Annotated in this window: 17 protein-coding genes; 7 read left to right on the plus strand and 10 right to left on the minus strand. The window is 33.1% G+C overall.

What is annotated here, in order from left to right; all coding sequences use genetic code 11:
• Positions 1 to 27 precede the first annotated feature (27 nt).
• Together RLT85_RS06650 and RLT85_RS06655 are read right to left on the minus strand one after the other, a co-directional pair.
• A complete protein-coding gene (locus RLT85_RS06650) occupies positions 28 to 978 on the minus strand; it encodes an aldo/keto reductase (RefSeq protein WP_311401261.1) in 951 nt (316 codons plus the stop codon).
• A 3-nt stretch (positions 979 to 981) separates the two neighbouring features.
• A complete protein-coding gene (locus RLT85_RS06655) occupies positions 982 to 1710 on the minus strand; it encodes an SDR family oxidoreductase (RefSeq protein WP_311401262.1) in 729 nt (242 codons plus the stop codon).
• 160 nt (positions 1711 to 1870) lie between these two features.
• Here RLT85_RS06655 and RLT85_RS06660 point away from each other — a divergent pair, with 160 nt between their 5' ends.
• Positions 1871 to 2638: a DUF1206 domain-containing protein gene (locus RLT85_RS06660; RefSeq protein WP_311401263.1), complete on the plus strand. Its 768-nt coding sequence runs from the start codon at positions 1871 to 1873 to the stop codon at positions 2636 to 2638.
• Positions 2639 to 2800: 162 nt separating this feature from the next.
• Positions 2801 to 5086 (plus strand): transglycosylase domain-containing protein, encoded by a 2286-nt coding sequence (locus RLT85_RS06665; protein WP_311401264.1) that lies wholly within the window; start codon positions 2801 to 2803, stop codon positions 5084 to 5086.
• Positions 5087 to 5094: 8 nt separating this feature from the next.
• On the opposite strand, the gene RLT85_RS06670 is transcribed toward RLT85_RS06665, so the two are convergent.
• A complete protein-coding gene (locus RLT85_RS06670; RefSeq protein ID WP_308864456.1) occupies positions 5095 to 6048 on the minus strand; it encodes a YjiK family protein in 954 nt (317 codons plus the stop codon).
• Positions 6045 to 8273 (minus strand): FUSC family protein, encoded by a 2229-nt coding sequence (locus RLT85_RS06675; RefSeq protein WP_311401265.1) that lies wholly within the window; start codon positions 8271 to 8273, stop codon positions 6045 to 6047. The genes RLT85_RS06670 and RLT85_RS06675 overlap by 4 nt, the downstream gene beginning before the upstream one ends.
• Before the next feature lie 145 nt (positions 8274 to 8418).
• Between RLT85_RS06675 and RLT85_RS06680 the strand changes: the two genes are divergently transcribed.
• Together RLT85_RS06680 and RLT85_RS06685 are read left to right on the plus strand one after the other, a co-directional pair.
• Entirely contained in the window at positions 8419 to 9732 is a 1314-nt protein-coding gene (locus RLT85_RS06680; protein WP_311401266.1) for a mechanosensitive ion channel family protein, read from the plus strand.
• A gap of 96 nt (positions 9733 to 9828) precedes the next feature.
• A complete protein-coding gene (locus tag RLT85_RS06685; RefSeq protein ID WP_311401267.1) occupies positions 9829 to 10449 on the plus strand; it encodes a YqaA family protein in 621 nt (206 codons plus the stop codon).
• Here RLT85_RS06685 and RLT85_RS06690 read toward each other — a convergent pair.
• The 5 genes from RLT85_RS06690 to RLT85_RS06710 all read right to left on the minus strand — a co-directional run bounded on the left by RLT85_RS06690 (position 10446) and on the right by RLT85_RS06710 (position 15981).
• Positions 10446 to 12062, minus strand: a complete 1617-nt coding sequence (locus RLT85_RS06690; RefSeq protein ID WP_311401268.1) for a hypothetical protein — start codon at positions 12060 to 12062, stop codon at positions 10446 to 10448. The two genes, RLT85_RS06685 and RLT85_RS06690, sit on opposite strands and share 4 nt — an antisense overlap.
• 315 nt (positions 12063 to 12377) lie before the next feature.
• On the minus strand, positions 12378 to 13100 hold the full coding sequence (locus RLT85_RS06695; RefSeq protein WP_311401269.1) for a carboxypeptidase-like regulatory domain-containing protein: 723 nt from the start codon (positions 13098 to 13100) through the stop codon (positions 12378 to 12380).
• A gap of 6 nt (positions 13101 to 13106) precedes the next feature.
• A complete protein-coding gene (locus RLT85_RS06700) occupies positions 13107 to 13832 on the minus strand; it encodes a GLPGLI family protein (protein ID WP_311401270.1) in 726 nt (241 codons plus the stop codon).
• A gap of 48 nt (positions 13833 to 13880) precedes the next feature.
• Complete coding sequence (locus RLT85_RS06705) at positions 13881 to 14096, minus strand: hypothetical protein (RefSeq protein ID WP_311401271.1); 216 nt, start codon at positions 14094 to 14096, stop codon at positions 13881 to 13883.
• Between the two features lie 385 nt (positions 14097 to 14481).
• Positions 14482 to 15981: a DEAD/DEAH box helicase gene (locus RLT85_RS06710; protein WP_311401272.1), complete on the minus strand. Its 1500-nt coding sequence runs from the start codon at positions 15979 to 15981 to the stop codon at positions 14482 to 14484.
• 253 nt (positions 15982 to 16234) lie between these two features.
• Here RLT85_RS06710 and RLT85_RS06715 point away from each other — a divergent pair, with 253 nt between their 5' ends.
• A complete protein-coding gene (locus RLT85_RS06715) occupies positions 16235 to 16645 on the plus strand; it encodes a hypothetical protein (RefSeq protein WP_311401273.1) in 411 nt (136 codons plus the stop codon).
• Between the two features lie 271 nt (positions 16646 to 16916).
• Here the strand turns inward: RLT85_RS06715 and galE are convergent, their stop codons facing one another.
• The gene (gene galE, locus RLT85_RS06720) at positions 16917 to 17930 is read right to left on the minus strand and encodes a UDP-glucose 4-epimerase GalE (RefSeq protein ID WP_311401274.1); all 1014 of its coding nucleotides are present in this window, start codon (positions 17928 to 17930) and stop codon (positions 16917 to 16919) included.
• Positions 17931 to 18148: 218 nt separating this feature from the next.
• Here galE and RLT85_RS06725 point away from each other — a divergent pair, with 218 nt between their 5' ends.
• Positions 18149 to 18436, plus strand: coding sequence for a DUF3817 domain-containing protein (locus tag RLT85_RS06725; protein WP_311401275.1), 288 nt, complete (start codon positions 18149 to 18151; stop codon positions 18434 to 18436).
• Positions 18433 to 19485 carry an endonuclease/exonuclease/phosphatase family protein gene (locus tag RLT85_RS06730; RefSeq protein ID WP_311401276.1) on the plus strand — a complete coding sequence of 351 codons (1053 nt, stop codon included), beginning with the start codon at positions 18433 to 18435 and terminating at the stop codon, positions 19483 to 19485. The genes RLT85_RS06725 and RLT85_RS06730 overlap by 4 nt, the downstream gene beginning before the upstream one ends.
• The last annotated feature ends 128 nt before the right edge of the window (positions 19486 to 19613 follow it).

Here is a 19613-nt window from a genome sequence, read left to right on the forward strand (position 1 = left end):
CCATATATACGCTATGATTGTCAAAAATTAAAGTTTACTTACTTCGTCCAAACGCCTCATTTCTTCAGCGTTAAGTTGTATTTCCATAGCTTCGGTAAAACTTTCTAAATGTTTAGATTTTGTAGCACTCGCAATTGGTGCAGTGACCACATTTTGCTGCATAAGCCAACGCAGAGCAACAGCGGCATTATCTACTTGATGATTTTCAGATATTTCATCTAAAGCATCTAAGACTTGCAATCCAGTTCTATTCAAGTATTTTTGCACAAAATCCTTTCTGGAAGAACCTTCCATATCCTTTTCGCTGCGGTATTTTCCTGTAAGAAATCCGCTAGCGAGAGAAAAATACGGAGTAACTCCCAATTGATGTCTTTTACAAATGGGCTTTATTTTTTCTTCAAACTCCTTTCTAGACATCAAATTGTATTCGGGTTGAAAAACTTGATACTTAGGTAAATTGCTTCCGGTAGAAGCTTGTAAAGATTCGCTTAAGCGTTTGGAAGATAAGTTAGAAGCGCCTACAACATTCACTTTTCCTTGCTGAATAAGTTGTTGGTAAGCCTCCAAGGTTTCTTCTACTGGAGTTTCTTCATCATCCCAATGCGTGAAATACAAATCTATATGGTCTGTTTGCAATCTTTTTAAAGAATCCTCTACCCGCTCTAATATGTACTTTTTAGAAATATTTCTAGACCCTTTTCCCATATCGGCACCTACCTTGGTGGCCAGAGTAATTTGATTTCTGTTTTTCCTATCTTTAAACCATTTTCCTATAATCCTTTCAGATTCTCCGCCTTCATTACCATCTACCCACCGCGAATACACATCGGCAGTATCAATCATGGTAATGCCACGATCTAGCATTTCATCTAATATTTTAAAGGATTCTTTTTCGTTGAGCGTCCATCCAAAAACATTCCCTCCAAAAATAATGGGGGATGATTTTAAAGAAGATGTTCCTAATTGTAAAGATTTCATAACTTACTTTTTTGGAGGTTGTGAGGGTCTAATTTCCACTTTACTTGGTAAACTTCGTTTGTTCATTTTAAATAAATCTACCACTAGTTCTCCAATATCCTCTTTTTGAATCTTCCAAGACTCTTTATTTTCATTTTGATCTGGATCGTTGCCATTAAAATGCGTAGAAACTGATCCTGGCATAATGGTAGAAACACTTATTCCATCCTCTCTCAAATCGAGCATCATCGCCTGTGTAAATCCAGTTACTCCAAATTTACTAGCGTTGTAAGCCGCTCCTCCTGCAAAAAAGTTGGTACCTGCTAAACTAGAAATACTTATAAAATATCCTTTAGATTTCTTTAAAGCTTCAATGCTCGCTTTCGCGGAATAAAAAACACCTGTAAGGTTGGTGTCAATAGTTTCACGCCAATCGTGATCTGTAAGTTCAGCTATATTTCCATAATGTCCAATTCCTGCATTTGCAATCACATAATCCAACTGTCCAAATTTTTCGATCGTATGCCGCACTGCTTCCTCTTGGTCTATCAAATTTCTTACATCGGCTTTTATTCCCAAAGCTTTTCCACCTGTCTTTTTTTCTAAGTCTTCCGCAGCGGTTTCTGCATTGGTTAAAGATCTACTAGTAATTGCCACATGCACTCCAGCTTTCATCAATGCTTCGGCAACACCAAAACCTATTCCTTTACTTCCGCCAGTAATTAGCGCTATTTTATTGTCTAATTTTTCCATAGTTTTATTTTTTAGTGCTTAAATATAAGTAGAAACAAAAGGTTTCGTAAACTATTTCATAGGTTTTAGAACACTTTAACGCATAAAATAAACTCCTGTTAATCTTAACCTAAATAATCTATCTTTTTCTTTTTATGAATTTATATTTAAAAAAAATGAAATGAAGAAAGAATACAAAATGATTGCTAAGGTTGGTACATTCTCTAAAGGAGTAACCTACTTTTTAAGTGGAATATTGACCTTAATGGCGGCAATGCATTTGGGGGGATCTACCTCTGGAAAAAGTCAAGTGTTTGATTTTATCAACAAACAGCCTTTTGGGAAAGTTTTATTAATTGCAATTGCATTAGGATTAATTTGTTATGCCTGCTGGAGATTTATACAATGTTTTATTAATCCTGAAGAAATAAAAGACGATTGGAAAGGTAAAGCAAAACGTGTGGTTTTTTTCTTCGGTGGCATTATTTATTTAGGGATTGCATTTTTAGCAGCTAGAAATTTATGGAGCTCGTCTTCTAGTGGCGGCGGTGGTTTATCTAGTTTTTTAAGTCCGACGCTTATGAGCATTCTTTTCTTCATTATCGGAATTTTTTTAGTTCTTATTGCAGGATATTACATCAAGCAAGCTTATCAAAAAGAGTTTATGAAAAAGTTTAGTATAGATGATAGAAGTTGGCACAAAGCGGCTAAGAATGCGGGCTATTTCGGGTTTTATGCTCGCGCTTTTGTGATACTCATTTTAGCATATATTTTTATTAGAGCCGCCATGTATTCTGGAACCAATGAAGTGAAGGGAACCAAAGAAGCATTTTTCTTTTTACAAGATTCGGCGTATGGAAGTATTTTAATGGGAGTTGCTGCAGCAGGATTAGCCGCTTACGGTTTATTTGTTATGCTATTGGCAAGATATAGAAGGTTTGATGGTTAAAATACTTTTATTTCATTTACAAAACCATTCATACGCGTGATTAGAGTTGAAAACGTTATAAATAAATTAAAATCAGCGCTTCTCGCCCAACTTATTCGTTAATTTGTGCTCTTTATTTTTATATAATTTATGAGTTACAGGGCCTTTTTAAACAAAAAGTGGGTGAAGTGGACGCTTTATACAGCTTCTACTCTATTGCTTCTACTATTTCTTTTTTATGGTAGTATTTATTTTGGGATGTGGGGAAAAGTCCCAAATAAAAAGCAGTTGGCTAGTCTTAAACAAAGTCAGGCGACTCAAGTATTGGACAAAAATGCCGATTTGATAGGTAAATTTTATATTTACGATAGACAATCTATTAAATTTGAAGGATTTCCGCAGCACCTTATCGACGCTTTAATCGCTACGGAAGATTCCAGATTTTATGAACATGATGGAGTAGATAATAAAAGTTTGCTACGTGTATTTTTTAAGACCATTTTAATGTCTGACGAATCTTCTGGTGGCGGAAGTACCATAACCCTTCAATTGGCTAAAAATCTTTACGGAAGAGAGGATTACGGCTATTTAAGTATCGTTGTAAATAAAGTACGTGAAAGTATTGTAGCAGAGCGTATTGAAGACATTTATTCTAAGCAAGATATTCTAACCCTTTACTTAAACACAGTTCCGTTTCCAGACAACACCTATGGTATTGAAAGTGCCTCTCAGAAATTCTTTAATTCAACTACACAGAAGCTAAGTTTAGCACAATCGGCTACCCTAATCGGTTCTTTAAAAGCGAATCATAGTTACAATCCTAGGCTTTTTGCAGAGCGTTCTCAATTGCGACGCGATGTGGTGATTAATCAGATGTTAAAGTATGATTATATTAATTTGAAGCAGGCCAATAAAGCGAAGCAAAATAAAATTGAGTTAGATTATCAGTATTACGCTCCCAATCAAGGTCTAGCACCTTATTTTAGAGCGCATATCAAAAAACAATTGGATACTTTACTTCAGCAAGAGAAATTTAAAAAACCAAACGGAGAAGTTTACGACATCTACCGAGACGGATTAAAAGTCTACACTACCTTAGACAATACGCTGCAAAAATATGCAGAAGAGGCCATGCGAGAGCATATGACTAACTTGCAGAAACAATTTGAAAAAGCTTACGGAGAAAATGCACCTTGGTTAAAAAACAAAAAAACATTTCTTGCGGCAAAACAACGTTTAAAGATTTATAAAAAATATGTGTCTCAAGGTCTTTCCGCGGAAGCGATAGAAGATTCTTTAAACCAAAAAAAAGAAACCGAATTGTTCTCTTGGGATGCAACCGAAGTGAAATCTATGTCCGTATTGGATAGCTTAGAATACTACTCTAAATTTTTGAATGCAGGAATGGTGTCTTTAGAACCGTCTAGCGGAGCAGTTTTAGCCTACGTAGGCGGAATTGATTATAGATACTTTCAATATGATCACGTATCGCAGAGTAAACGTCAGGTAGGTTCTACCTTTAAACCTTTCGTGTACACGGCAGCTTTAGAAAGTGGAATGGATCCTTGTACCTATTTTCCATTAGAAGCAGTCACCTACACCGATGTGGATAATTGGAGGCCCACCAATGCTTCTAAAATAGAAGATAGTGAGAATGTTAATTTTTCCTTAGAGAAAGCTCTAAGCAACTCTGTAAATACCATTGCGGTAAAAGTGCTTTATGAAACGGGTGTAAATAGCGTGGTAGAGCAAGCGCACGCTATGGGAATTGAGAGTGATATTCCAAGGGTACCATCTATAGCTTTAGGATCTTCCAACGTAAAACTGATAGAAATGGCTACAGCATACACCAGTTATGTGAATCACAGTGTTCCCTCCTCTCCTATTTTTATATCCAAAATAGAAGATAAAGATGGCAATGTAGTGGCTTCATTTGAAGATTTGCATCCTTCCTTAAAAAATGATAGACAAAAAGCTTTTAGCGACGACACAAGACAAGTAATGTTAGAGTTTATGAAGGCTACCGTAAATGAAGGGACAGCAACGCGATTACGCTCTACCTATGGCTTATCTAATGAGATTGCAGGAAAAACGGGAACTACACAAGATAATAAAGATGGCTGGTTTGTTGGCATTACGCCAAATCTAGTGACACTAACTTGGGTAGGAAACGACAATCAACAAATTGGTTTTAGCAGTACTGCAATAGGACAAGGCGCCAACTCAGCTCTCCCTATTTTTGCAAAATACTATCAAAAAATTAGCGCAGACGATGACTATAAAGATATTGCAAATGCACATTTTGAAAAAGCTTCTTCTGAAGTTTTATCATCTTTAGATTGTGAGGTCATTAAAAAAGACGGCTTTTTTAAACGTCTCTTTGGCAGCAATAAAACGGAAAAGAAATTCGATAAAAAAGAAAAGAAAAAGAAGAAAGGGATTTTTGGTTGGTTAAAAAAAGATAAATAATCCTACACCTAAATTTGTGAGGAAGGGTCATCTATAAATTCATCTAAATTACCGTTTTTATTACTGTTTTCGCTAGATTGCTTTTTACTAGTTTTCTTTTCCTCCAAGCTAACGTGTAAAATATTAGAAGATTTTAGATCTCCTTCGTTGGCAATAAACATATCTCCATTGGTATTGAAACTAAGTCCTTCAGGTTGCAAAAATATTTCGGGATCGAGTACCAAAAGCTCTTGTGCCTCCCAGTTTTTATTCAGAATTAAGATTTTAGGAATAGCTCCATCGAGTAAATAGATATCTTTGGTTTTGGGATGAATAGCAATTTCTGAAGTTCTAAACAGCTTTTCATCCTTATCTTCCTCAAAATTATCAAAAATAGGATTATCATACGTTAGTTTATAAATAGGTTCTTTTCCAACTTGTTTCGTTTTTAAATCGAATGCATAAATAGATTTAAAATTACCACGATGATCTGGGTTATCTTTGCAAGCCAATAACAATCTATTCTTGGTTTTATCCAAACATAAACCTTCTACATTGTGATCCTCTGTCAAAAAATTTTCATAAATGATCACTTCAAAATCTTCTTGTTTAAAATTTCTAATTTCAAAAAGTTTACCTGCACTATTCACAACATAAGCACTTTCACTAACGATAGCAATGCCTTCGTAATCATCCTGTTCTCCAAAATTGATTTCTCTTTCTACCCCTTCATTTTCTAAATTGTAGAGAAAGATAATTCCCTCTTCATCTTGCACGCAAGCAATAATATTATCATTAACGTGAGAAATTCCCGAAACTTCTTCTAATGCACGCGGTAAAGGCCATTTCTTATTAACCACCACTTGTGAAGGATTGTCATAATCTAATACATACTTATCTTTAAAGTTAAAATACATAAAGGTGACAAACGCCATGATGATTAAAGTAATATAAAATGGCGGACTTTTAAAATACGAGGTCATACTTTTCTACTTTTGGCTACATTTTTTAAATTTAAGGAAATCTCATAAAGCCATTTTAATTGCTCTGAAATAAGTTGCACTTCTTTGCGATGCGCCTGCAATTTCTCTTGTTGCTCTGGATTTTCCTTTTGTAAATATTGCAAATTTAATCGAATCGTTTCATTTTCTAAAAAAGTAGAAGCTCTTTTTAGATCTTCTTTAGAAACTGGATGCATCTCTACATTTTTCTTTTCTATCTTGTATATACATTTATATAGATTTGCTTCAATATGTTCCATATACGTACCAAACGCATTGGATGCTTGCGTGGTTGTGTTATTTCTAATAAAAGTTCCTAAACTAGCTAAGGAGGATAAAAACGTATAGTTAAGTGCATTATACTCGTACAGTCTTCTATATGATTTTCGTTTAGATTTTGGCTCTTGTGCCATACGTTGAAAGGTTTCACTTAAATTCCCCATAGCGATAAAAGCCTTTTTTCTAGCTACTTTATAACTGTTAGGTAAATTTCCTTTTTTCTGATAAAAACGATCTATCTCTTTTAGGTAATTGATATTTGCTTGTAAAGCGTCTACCACATTATTCTTATAAAATGAAGACTCCCAAGAAGGCCAAAGAATAAAATTACCAAAAAAAGCCAAGCCAGAACCTATTATGGTATCAATTACGCGGTATTGAATTACATCTAAAATATTTGGCTGCATGAGCGCATAAATAAAAACGACGTTCAGCGTGATAAAAGCAGCGGCGCCCACATAGTTTTTTTGAATCATGGAGAAGGCAAGAATCAAACATACAATTCCTAAAATCATAAACACCAATTGGCTTTGTACAAACAAAACGATGATAAAAGCCACCGCCCCACCAATAAAAGTCCCCAAAATTCTTTTTTTAGATCTTTCTTTAGTTAGGCCGTAACTAGGTCTAAGAATTACAATTAAGGTAAGTAAAATCCAATAGGCGTTTTGTACTTGAAAATAATGGCCTATAAAAACGCCAATTACCATAAGGAAAGCCAGCCTTAACGCATGTCTAAAAGTGGGTGAACTTAAGCTAAGCTGTTGTGTTAGGTTTCTAAAACTATAGTCTATAGGCGTTAAAAACTGCTGAATCTCTTCTTTAGACTGAATTTTAAGCTTATTTCTTTTATTGATATTCTTTAAAACACGTTCTATAGAATTGATTTTTTCAATTTGCTTCAATTCAAAATCAAAAATATTTTGTAAGAATAAAAACTGAGGCTCATCCAATACCGCCGACTTCTCCTCCATCAATAAAGCTTCAATTTCTTTGAAAGATTTAGACATATTAAGGGAAGAACTCACTTTAGTGTTGTCTATAAATACTTCAGAAATATGAAACATCTGTTTGCTCATTTCAAAAATAAGCTCTTGGTATTTAGCAATAATTGAAGGCTCCTTCTCACCTATTTCGTCAATATATTTATAGTTGATAGGATGCGCCATAATAAGCTCTAAGAGATCTACCAAATCAATAAAAATAAGTAGCTTTCTACGGGAAGAATTAGAAACTCCAGATGCTTTTCTAGAGCTCAATAAGGCCTCCCTTAAATCTTCGTGCTTCTCATTCATACTTACTTGCAGCTTTAACTGTTGGTCTTGTAGAAGTTCACGATTGTTTTCTTTAAAAAGTAATTTTCCTCTTAAAATTAAAAAGTCTCCCGTAAGCTGAGCGGTTTCTCCTAGAAGTAATTCTGTATGTTTATTGGGTCTCAAGTAAAGAAATAGTGAACTTAAAAGAATATACCATAAACTTCCCAAAGCAATATAAACCGTGTGTAACCAAATCGCTATATCACCAAAATTTGCATAAGATAAAACGATAGCAATTAATCCTGTAAAAATAACCAAAGAAGCTCTAAAACCATATACAGCGAGCAACGAAATCGTAAATACGAAGACAAAAACAACGATAAGATTGAGCCAGAAGATTTCTTGAGAATAACCTCCTAGTAGAGTTCCTAATACCCCCAAAACTATAGCAGAAAGCATTCCTAATAGTCGGTGTTTTAAATTTCCAGGAACATCACTGGGAGCCACCATTAAAACTCCCAACGTCATAGCGATTCCAATATCTAAAATATCGAATATGTTGGTGATATACAGCGGAAGTACCATCGCCAATGCCAATACATAGCCTTTGGCAAAATCTAAGCCTGTTATATACCTAAGCGTATTCTTTTTTATGTTCTCTAGATTATTCAATTGCTAGCTTAAATTTGAGACAAAGATAATTTTTCTACAAAGTTTATGAGCAGCTTTAAGAATAGTTTTGGGATTTAGAATCAAAAAGACAATTTAGATTTTGTTTAAGCAACGAATCCCTGTACTTTTGCAGAAAACCTAAGGGATGAGCACCACCAAAATTACACATAGTTTTTATCGTCTTTTTAAAGATTGGGGATGGCAGAATAACCTGGCTGTATACGGGAATCTCATCGCTAATTTTATAATTCTTATCCTCTTGGTTTATATCTTTGATTTTATTCTTAGAAATACGCTAAGAGAGTTTATAAAACGACTTACAGAGAAAACAAAAACCGAGTTTGATGATCTTCTATTTAAAAATAAAGGGATTTATCACTTTTCACATTTACTAACTTTATTTTTGGTGAGGTGGCTAACTCCTTTGGCCTTAGTAGATTTTAAAGGCTATAGCAATGATGCAGAAAACCTGATAGATGTTCTTAGCATTATCGTCATTATTCTATTCATTAGAAGTATTATTCGCACGTGCAGAGATTTTATTAGAACCCTAGATGGTTTTAAAGATAAGCCTATAGATAGCTACGTACAAGTATTTACAATCTTCACATGGTTTTTTGGCTTTATGATTATTTTCTCGCTACTTACCGGTAAAGATGTGTGGACCTTTTTAACCGCTTTAGGAGCACTTTCCGCAGTAATTTTGTTGATTTTTAAGGATACTATACTGGGTTTTGTTGCTAGCATACAAGTTTCTGTAAACGATATGGTGCGCATTGGAGATTGGATTACGATGGAAAAATATGCAGCCGATGGGGATGTTTACGAGATTAATCTAGCCTCTGTAAAAGTTAGAAATTTTGATAATACCATCACTACCATTCCTACCTATTATTTAATTTCTGATTCCTTTAAAAACTGGCGAGGAATGAGTGCTTCTGGAGGTCGAAGAATTAAAAGAGCTATCTTGATTAAATCCTCCAGTATTCATTTTTTATCAGATACGGAATTCGAAGAACTTAAGAATGTTCAATTGATTAAAGAGTATTTAAATACCCGTCAAGCGGAAATAGATACGTATAACCAAAAAAATCAAGTGGATAAATCTACTTTGCTTAACGGAAGAAATCAAACTAATTTTGGCGTTTTTAGAAAATATATAGATGCTTACTTAAATCAACATTTGGCAATAAATAAAGAAATGATGATTATGACGCGTCAATTAGAGCCTACCTCTAAAGGAATTCCTTTAGAAATATATGCATTTTCGAAAGATAAAGTTTGGAAAAATTACGAACACATTATCGCCGATATTTTTGATCACGTTCTTGCTGCGGTTCCTTATTTTAATTTAGAAATTTTCGAAATTCCTTCAGGAGATAACTTTAATGTCTCTGTAGAAAATAGAGATATAAAGCTGAATGATACAGATAATACAAGTTCAAAAGCTAAGAATTAGGCATTTCTCATACTTTGAAAATATTAACTATATCTTACAGGAATAGACTTGTACACCGTGTGGAAAGCACTTAAATTTGCAACTTTTAATACTAGGATGGCACAAAAAAATAAATCTAATAAAAAACCGAGGTGGAAATTGCTCCACCAATATTACTCGTATACAGGTTTTTATTCGTTTGTAGGTAAGAGTTTGATCAAAGCAGCTTTACCTATCGTTATTTTTATTATCGCATTAATTTGCGTGCACTTTTTTGTGATAGATATCAATGATATTTTGACTTATGTAACCGATAATTTTCCTCCAATTGGTGTATTAGCGGTATTTTTTGCTTCCGAATCTATTTTAGGACTTATTCCGCCAGAAATTTTTATCGCTTGGTCCGGTAAAACGGCACATCCCAATTTATACTTAACAGCTATCGCCTTTCTTTCTTATTTTGGAGGAATTGTTTCTTATTTCGCTGGCCGTGGTATTGCAAGTATTCCTTCTGTATTTGTTTACCTCGAAGTAAAAATGGCTAAGCATATTAAAAACATGCGCAAATGGGGAGGTTTTTTAATTGTGGTAGGAGCACTTCTCCCAGTTCCTTTTGCTATTTCTAGTATTGCCGCAGGAGTTATTAAGTTTCCGTTTGGAAGTTATTTGCTTTTTGGGTTATTGCGTTTCTTACGTTTTTTCCTTTACGGAGTTATGATTTTTGGGGCGTTGAATTAAAGATTATACCCTATGCTAAACAATAAAATTCTTGGTAAAATATAGGTTCTTGAGTCTGCTATAATATAAGATGTAAAGGTGTTTTGATTTTTGAACTGAACATCAAATAAGTTTTGAGCTTCTACTTTAAAACTCCAAGCACTACTTTCTTTTTGATAAAACAAAGAGGTATTGGCAATTTCGTAACTGTTTCTCTGGTCTAAAGTTTTATTTTTGTAGGTATAAGAGATAAAATCGGCTGAAAAGATAAATCCATCTAGAAAGTCGTAATCAAGATTCACAAAAGGCTCTAGAGTTACAAAATTCGTGGTGTTGTTGCTCAATTTAAAATTACCAAAGCTTTGCCTCCAACCCACTTCTAGAATTGGCAAATTGTCGAAAATTGTCTTTGCTGAAAAATTGTAGGAAGTGTTGATGTTTTGGTTTTCAAACGAAAGATCATTAACAAATTGCAAATAGGTTCTATGATTGTAGCGGAATCCTGTTTGAAAGTTAATTTCACTAATTTTTTTACTCAAACGACCGTTTAAACTCCAAGTTTCTGAAGAATTGTCAACAAACAAAGGTGAAATAATTTGATTCGTGTCTTCGTAGTTTATTTGATTTGTGATTCCCTTTATTTGTTTAGAATAGTTGGCGGTGGCATAAATTCCAAAACCCCGGTATCCCTTAGATTTTGTAAAACGTAAATTAAAATGATGCTTTAAGGTATTTTCTAAAGTTGTATTTCCTCTAAAAATGCTATTATAACTCTGCAAATAAAACCTATTCGCAAATTGAGAAGCATCAGCGAAAGAAGATTTTAATTCATAATTAAATCGCAAATTTTTACTTCTATTAAATTCCGCTTTAGCGGTTAAGTTTGGTAAGAGAACCAACTTTTTCTGAATTTTTGTGGATTTTTGATTAGGATTCCATCGGTAATGATGTACAAACGCTCCTTGATCAAAAGTAAAAATACCCGTTCTAAATTTATAAAAAATACCTGCAAAGGCATCATTCAGTCTAAAATTAAAATCATTATTAAAACCTGCTTCGCTAAAATTATTTACACTTCCGTCATGTAGCTTTTGTGCGTCATCCGTAAAAAAAGTCTGATTCAAATTAATATTTCCTAGAGTTGAATAGATATGATTGTTTCTATTGAGCACCCAATAATGTTTAAAAATAGCTTTAACTTGATTTTTCTCTGTTTCTTTAAATTGATGTATTCTTATGTTTGACTCCTCTATAATAGGAATAAGTCCCATTAAAATAGCATCGTTAGTCTCCCAAATGCTCTTGGGGGTTAATTTATTGTAAGTGTAATCTACAGCCGCAGAAAAAGAATGTTCTTTAGACTGTTTTCTATGCCATTCTATAGCTTGATTAAAAAAAGTTTGCTTACCAAAACGATTGTTCAAAATAGCATTAAAAGCAGTATCAATTTCAGAATTAATTCTGTTATAATACTTATCATTCGCCTTTTTAAACTGAGAGTTAACATGCCATTGATCAGTATAATTTGGAAGATAAATAGCATTGAGACTTCCCATAGCCAATTGGTTATTGGTCGCTGTGCTTATAGCGTTTTCTTCTGTAAATGTGTTATACCTATTTGTAGATTCTATCAAAGTGCTCTCTTTTGTTTTAGAAAAAATCCCGTAGCCCGTAATATTTAATTTATGATTGACTTGTTGCGTAAAATTTATAGCTCCAAATTCACGTACACTTTTAACGACATCTTCTTTTTCTAAAAAATCTGAAAAATCGTGATAAGAATCTTCAAAGCTTGTACTTCCTTTATTAAATATTGAATTTATTCCATTTTGAAAATTAAAATATTGATCATAAGTAAAAACACGTTCTCTTATATTGTTTAGATTTCCGATTGCATTGAGTGTGGTTTTTGGACTGTAATAAAAGAGGTTGCTATGGGCATTATAAAACTAATCGTTACCCAAACCAGCAACTATATCTCCAAAAATAAAATTTTTTTTATCGTCCTCCAGTTTAATGTTCATAGCCATCTCTTCACTTTCCTGAAAGTCTTTTAGCATAGCTATTTCGTTATAATTGTCTAAAACCACAACTTGTTTTACTGCATCTGCAGGTATATTATCTACTGCTAAATTGGTGCCTCCGTTAAAAAATTTTTTATTTTCAACAAGCATTGTGGTTACCTTTTTACCGTTAATGGTAATTCCACCATCTTTATCTACTTCAACACCAGGAAGTTTTTTAAGCACATCTTTAAGTTTGCGCTCTTCCCTTGTGATAAGTTTATTGACATTATAAATTATAGTATCTTTTTTTACCACCATAGGCATTTCTAAAACAACTTCTTCTAGGCTTTCTGCCTTTTCTTGTAAAACAATGTTTTTAACCAGATCTTTATGTAGTTTTATATTGAATTTTTTTTTAGCGTAGCCCAAGTAATTAACTGTAACGGTATAAGGCATAGACTTTAAACTTAAATGATACCTCCCTTTTTGATCAGTGATAGAAAATTTAACTTCCTGTAAAGAGTCTTTGGGCACAGCCAAAAGGTTTGCAGAAGTAAGTGGTTTATCCAAGCTATCGGTTATTACACCGCTTAAAATCTTTTGAGCATAAGATTGAGAGTTAAAAAAAATAAAAAGTAAAATGAAAAATTGGTAAGGTTTACGCATAAAAACTTAGTTTTTCTTGCGGTCTTTCATCATTTCTGCAATTTTCTTATAGGATTCTTTTTGCGAGGTTATTTTCTCATCTTTATCTACACATTTAATTTTTAACCTATCTTCATTAGGGTTTAAATTGATTTTGGTAGCAGTAATGGTAAACTCTTTTCGTTCTACCTCGAGTACCAAACCTGGGAGACCACTGTAATTGCTGGGTCCAAATTCTACTGGATACTCTGGTGCAAACCAAGCCACGATATTTCTATCGTAAAAATTACCTTGTCTGCTATATAGTGTTTCTGTAGTTGTGGCCTTAAAACAGGCTACATCACCTATGTTTTTTTGCTCATTGGTAATTTTCCAGTCTAAGGGTTCGTGAGAAATAAAACTGAATATACGGTTATCTTCAATAATAACATTAGTATATGTATTAGTGTAAAATGGCATTTGACCAGCTTTACTCCCCATTGTATAGCCCTCTTCTTTTTTTAGTGATTCATCTTTAAAGTAATAAGACTCACTTTCATTAAAGTGCAATTCAAAATAGTCTGGTTCTGCATTTTTATAAAGATCTATTACCTGTTGTTTCACGCTCATCGTTACCTTTTCATCTTTTTTCAACTCTTCTATAAACTCTTTTTGGTGCTGAAGATTCATTTGAGCAGTATAATTAATTATACCGCTTTGGGCATAAGAAAATAAGGAGGAACTTATACATAATAATAAAATAATTTTTTTCATAATAAAAACATTAACCCTTACTTAAAGATAAGTAAGGGTGTTTAATAATTAACCTAAAAGAGCACAACCATTATTAATCATACATTGATCAAATTGTGTAAAATTATGTGGGAATGCACGATCACACACAGTAAAAACAGTATTGCAGTCTACTTTTTTACGCATCTCTGCGTCTTTTGCTGTATTCGAGGTCGCAGCAATTGATACTGACCCTATTGAAAATAAAAATATTGCTCCTAAAAAGGAAGTTTTAAATAATTTCATAATTTAATTTTTTTTGAACAAAAGAATTTTTGTCCGATTAAACATAAGTTTTAAATAACAACCTATAAATCCAATTTACTTTATAAGTTGTCAAAAACAGTACTGCTAGCGTTGCAACGCTATGTAATAAATACACCTAAATTGGAAAGGTCATTAATTTACACTAGTAAGCTAAAAAAAAAACGGTTGCGAGAATGGAAAATAAAAATTAACAACATTTTAACTAAGAGAAGTAAAAATACAATTGTCTCTTGTGGCGTTACCAAGATTTTCTAAAAGCTCCATTAACTGTAGTTCTTAATAATGTTAGGCTCTAAACAACAAAAACCCCCAATAATTTAAAATATTGAGGGTTTTATATTTATCTGCGTATTAGTGCTAAAACCTACTCTTGGAATAATTCATTAATTTTAGAGCGTAATTTGCGATTGTAATCTTCAAACAGCCAATCACGGTAATTTTTGGTGTTGTTAATAATACAATAAGAATATCTTTTTATACGATCTCTTATATCCTCTTTTAGCTCTCTAGCCAAGATTCTTGCATCAAAGACATCTTCGCTATTCTCTACACACATCTGAGCGTGTTGCGCGATTGATTCGTCTAAGACGGCTTTAGATTTTTGACCATTATTCACCGTTTTGTTATAAGCTTCCTTTACATCAAAATCTATATTTTCTGAATTTTTAAAAAGCTCTCTAACTTCATCAGGCATTTTATATTTAAACTCGCGCTCGATATCTTCATCTCCCGTAATATTTTCTAAGAAATAATCTGGATTTTTAAAGATTTGCTGCCAGTCTACGGGAGCATCCCAAAGTCCAAAACGCGCTGCATTATTTCCTAAATCAATCACGGTGAAAATATCTTTTTGAGGTAGTTTTCTAGATCCTCTACCAATCATTTGATAATAAAGTGTCAAAGATTTAGTCGCTCGGTTAAGGATAATATTTTCTACCGTAGGTTCATCAAAACCTGTAGTTAAAATACTTACTGAAGTAAGAATAGCATCCGGTTTATTTTTAAACCATTTTAAAATTTCTTTTCTTTCTTTCTTGCTATGTGTATTGTCTAAGTGCCTAATCTCGTACCCAGCATCTTTAAAGGTTTGGTATACGTACCAAGAGGTATTGATACCATTATTAAAGATAAGCGTCTTCTTGCCCTTACAACGTTCTTCATAGGCCTGCACCAATTTCTCTTGCATCGACATATTGGTATATAAATCTTCGGAAGATTTTACAGTGTAATCTCCATTAATCCCTATTTGTAACGAAGTTAATCCCACATCATAGCTATAGGTTTCCGCTTTAGCGAGAAAACCTTTTCCTATTAAAGACGGAATAGAATTTCCTACAATAAGCTCTTGGTAGTTATCCTTCATAGGTAACTTGATGTTAGAACTTAAAGGCGTAGCAGTTACTCCCAGAATAAAGGAGTCTTCAAAATACTTAAAAAGTTTGGTAAACGAGTTGTAGTGTGCTTCATCAATAATCACTAAGCCTACATTATCTACTTCTAGCTTTTCATCGTTAAGACGATTGTTAAGCGTTTCTACCATCGCCACAAAACACTGATATTCGTCTTGATCTGGTAATTCTTTTACTTTACTGTTTACAATCTTATTGCGTACCCCAAAACCATCCAGCATTTTAGAAGTCTGCTTGCACAATTCTATACGGTGGGTTAAAATAACAACCTTCTTATTGGTTTGTTCAATATATCTTCTTACAATTTCAGAAAAAACCACAGTTTTACCTCCACCTGTAGGCAGTTGATACAACAAATTAAAGTTGTCTGGAGCATCGTTTAAATAAGAAAAGATTTTTTCTAAATCTTTTTCTTGATAGTCGTATAATTCTTTTTCAATTACTTTTTCACTCATAAAGCTTGGTATCCTCCTTCTAAAAATTTTCAACTTAAAACCCTGCAAAATTACGCAGTTTAAAGGGTTTATTGAAATTATTTGCTATAAAATAATAATTAATTTATTCTTTTGTTACTCAATCCTTTAAAATGAGTGAACTAGCAGTTTAATTTTTTATGCAATCTTTATGTGATTTTTTTCAAATAAGTAGGTATAGTTAGGATTGAAAAAATTATTTTTGCAGTGAACGTTAATTAAAAAACTATCCATTTTGAATAACTCCAAAGCCCAAAAAATTATAAAAAAAATTCTTCAAGACTTAGAGCACGCAGGAATTATCACCAATACGCTTGTAGCCGATTTAAAAGAATTAAGACCCTACGCCGTAGAAGAAAAGAGACCTGTGATTGCCAAAGCAATTAGGCTTACTTATGAACATATTGAAGAGTATTATACTTTTGATATTCCCATTCCTGAAGATGATCCTGTTGACGAAGAGGATACAATTGTAGATGAAGACGGAGAAATGGAAGAGGTTGAACAAGAAGAGACCGAAAAAAGAGAGTTTAATGCTGATGAAAGCTTGATCTACTTCATTAATCTAATCAAAGATGCAGATAATAAGCATAATATTGAAGAGATAAGAGAATACAATAAAGCGCTTAGCGATTATGAGTTTTAAGTAGCAAAACGCTCTAATAAAAAAAGAGGGATTTTAGAAAATCCCTCTTTTTTTATCTTCTCCTGTCACATTTAATCTGCCAGAATTGAATTTCATAGGTTGTTTTTTTAAAATAATTTTATCCAGAGTGAGGGCATATTTTTATTTTAAAACACTACTGTTTCTTAACGAGTTACAATTAAGTCTTGGTTCTTGTTTCTAAAAGCGCCCGCCCAATCCAGAACGGGCGGGTAGCGGTCTTGGCTCTTTACAAAACCACAATGATTTTATATTACTCCTGTTTCAATTGCCATTCCCAGGCGCTTTTTAAAGAATCTTCTAAGCTTAATTCTGCTTTCCAACCTAGGACGCTGTTTGCTTTTTGAGTATCGGCGTAAGCTGCAGTAATATCTCCTTCTCTTCTATCTACAATCTTATAAGCTAACTTTTGCTGACTCACTTTTTCAAAAGCTCTTATAACTTCTAGCACGCTATTTCCTTTCCCCGTTCCTAGATTAAAAACTTCGTAGTTTTCTATATTCTTAGAATTGATAAGTCTTTCTAAAGCTACGATATGCGCTTTGGCTAAATCTACTACGTGAATATAATCTCTAATTGCAGTCCCATCTGGAGTAGGATAGTCATCGCCAAAAACAGAAAGTTCTTTTCTCTTGCCTGCTGCAGTTTGCGTGATAAACGGAATTAAATTTTGAGGTAAACCAATAGGTAATTCTCCAATTTCGGTAGATTTATGAGCGCCAATAGGATTAAAATAACGCAACGAAATTGCACTAAACTGCGGATTTGTTTTTGCGTATTCTTGAATGATCTCCTCTCCTATTTGTTTGGTATTTCCATAGGGAGATTCTGCTTTTTTAACGGGAGCTTCCTCTGTAATTGGTAATTCATCGGCTTGACCGTAAACTGTACATGAAGAACTAAAAATAAAATTACTAAGCTCTCTTCTTCGCATTTCTTGCAATACTAAAATCAAAGTATTAATATTGTTTTCATAATACAAAAGAGGCTTCTCCACACTTTCTCCCACTGCTTTCGAAGCCGCAAAATGAATAATTCCGTCAAGGTCATCGTTTTCTTCAAAAAACTCACTTAATTTAAGTTTATCTTTTAAATCTAATTTATGAAACTGAGGTGATTTTTGTGTGATGGATGTAATCCCCTCCAAGACAGAAATGCTTGAATTAGAAAGATCGTCTAGAATGACTACTTCATAGTTTTTATGAAGCAGTTCTACCACGGTATGAGAACCAATAAAACCAAGCCCTCCCGTTACTAATATTTTCATGATTTAGAAATTGATGAGCAACAAATTTAGAAAATTATGAGGAGATAGGATTCATTTAAAATTTAATTTTAAGAAGTAAATGAGTCTAAATGTTAAAAAAAATAATATTAAAAATAACGTCGCTGTCACTGCTAAATAGGGTATAATAAGACTTAATTTACTGCACTATCTTGTTCTGTATCTTAAAGATTAAAGTATCTTCGCAAAAACTTTATTTCATGGATAATTCAATCAAAGTCTTTAGACTTATTAGTGTTTTAGAAGCCATTTCTTTTTTGGTTTTACTCCTAATTGCAATGCCTTTAAAATACATTTGGGATATGCCAGAAATGGTAAGAATTGTGGGTATGGCACACGGTGTTTTATTTGTTCTTTATGTAATAGGTGCGTATTGGATGTATGAAAAATTAAACTGGTCTTTTAAAGTTTTAATGATTGTTGTGCTTTGTTCTATCTTACCATTAGGACCTTTTTATGCAGATAATAAATACTTACCAAAAAATTGAAACTCAAAAATTTTTTAATAGGATTTGGAGTAATTGCCATTATTTTAACCTTAATTCCTCTATTTTCAGGTAAATATTGGTGGATTAGAATGTTTGACTATCCACACGTGCAATTAACTATTTTAACCTTTACGGCATTTATTTGCTATTTTATTCGGTTTGATATAAAGAAATGGAGTGATTATGTTTTTGTTGTAGCTATTTGTGCTTGCCTCGTCTTTCAGTTTTATAAAATCTATCCTTATACAGCTTTTGCTGAAACTCAGGTAAAAACAATTAAAAGTTTTGAGCAAAACAAAAATTTAAAAATTTTTGTTTCTAACGCATTGCAAACCAATAAGAAAAAAGATTTATTGCTGAAAGAAATTAAGGTTTATAATCCAGATCTAGTGATGCTTTTAGAAACAGATCAAGATTGGTATAAGGCCACGAAACATCTTCAAAAAGAATTTAAATATACCGTTATAAAACCATTACCAAATACCTATGGGATGATTTTATATTCTAAAAAAGAGCTTATTGAGCCTAAAGTAAATTTTTTAGTAGCAGATTCTATTCCTTCAATAGAAACTCGATTAAAGCTTAATAATCAAGACACGATTCAAGTTTATGTAATTCACCCAACCCCACCTATGCCACAACATAACCCTAAATCTACAGATAGAGATAAGGAGATGATGATGGTTGGTAAAATGGCAAGAGAATCTAAATTACCCACCTTGGTTATGGGAGATTTTAATGACGTTGCATGGTCGCATACTACATTAAAATTTCAGAGGTTAAGTAAGTTGTTAGACCCTAGAATAGGTAGAGGTTTTTACACTACATATAATGCGAATAGTTTTCTCTTTAGGTGGCCTTTAGACCATGTTTTTATGTCGAAAGATTTTCTGGTCGATGATATAGGAAAAGGAAACAATATCAATTCTGATCATTTTCCTATGTATATAAGCATCGTACTTGATAAGAATAACAATAGGAATAATAAAGTGCAAGAGCTTACCGAGCAGGCAATGGAAAGAATTAATAAAACTTTAAATGAGAATTGAAAAAAAAATGTTTATCCGCTTTCATTCCTCTAAGTAGTTTTTGTCACCTTGAGCGGAGTCGAATGGTTAAACAAAAGCGTCTCGACTCCACTCGACCTGATATTAAAACTATCATTTGATTATACTGG

This window comes from Mesonia ostreae, assembly GCF_031845265.1.
GTDB lineage: Bacteria > Bacteroidota > Bacteroidia > Flavobacteriales > Flavobacteriaceae > Mesonia > Mesonia ostreae.